A 946-nucleotide genomic window follows, 5' to 3' on the forward strand; every position below is an offset into this window, starting at 1 on the left:
ATCTGATGCTGCCCCAGCCGAGCGACAGCTCGGTGATCCTGAAGGTCGACCAGCTTTCACTGGCCCGCAGCCTGAAGGACATCTCCTTCGAGGCGCGTGCCGGCGAAGTGCTCGGCATCTACGGCTTCATGGGCTGCGGCCAGCAGGAGCTCTCGCGCATCCTGTTCGGCAAGCTGAAGCCGGACGGCGGCACGCTCGCCGTCGAGGGGAAACCCAAGACCTTCGCCAGCACGGCGGCCGCGCGTCGCGCGGGCGTGGCGCTGGTGCCGGAAAGCCGGCGCGACATGCTGTTTCACCAGGAGCCGGTCTACAAGAACATCTCGATCAGCATCCTGGATCGCATCTCATCGCTGCTGCTCAAGCCCGCGCAGGAGCGCGACATCGCCAAACGACAGGTCGAGCAGCTCCAGATCCGGCCGCCCGTGGTCGGCCTCGATCTCGGCATGCTCTCCGGCGGCAACCAGCAGAAGGTCGCGCTGGCGAAATGGCTGACCTATCCGCCAAAACTGCTGGTGCTGTGCGAGCCGACCCGCGGCATGGACGTCGGCGCCAAGAACGACGTCATCAACATCGTCCGCGACCTCCGCACCAGGGGGCTCGCCATCATCGTGCTGTCGACCGAGCCGGAAACGGTGCTGTCGCTGGCCGACCGCATCCTCGTGCTCAAGCGCGGCGCGGTGGTGCGGGAGTTCAAGAACGAACCGGTCAGCAAGGACCGCCTGCTGGAAGCGGCGTGACGGAGAAGCACAATGGCGAGCAGTGAGACGGCCTTTGCTGAAGCTCATCGGGCGCGTGGTCTGGCGCCCTTCCTGCGCTCGCAGATGCGCAACATAGCACCGTTCCTGACACTGATCTTCCTCTCCGCCTTCTTCTGCTTTGCGAGCCCCTCCTTCGCGACGCTCGACAATCTCGGCAACATCCTGACGCAGGTGTCGGTGACCGGCAT

The 946-nt window shown here is 65.2% G+C and carries 1 protein-coding gene and 1 pseudogene; both read left to right on the forward strand.

The annotated features are described in order from the left end of the window. Positions 1-737 (forward strand): ATP-binding cassette domain-containing protein (locus tag AC1D00_RS42960; protein ID WP_477014902.1); only part of this gene is annotated, 737 nt, incomplete at its 5' end. Positions 738-749: 12 nt separating this feature from the next. Further along, positions 750-946 (forward strand): annotated as a pseudogene (locus AC1D00_RS42965) (ABC transporter permease); the annotation flags it as partial.

Source organism: Bradyrhizobium sp. P2_E8, assembly GCF_056403875.1.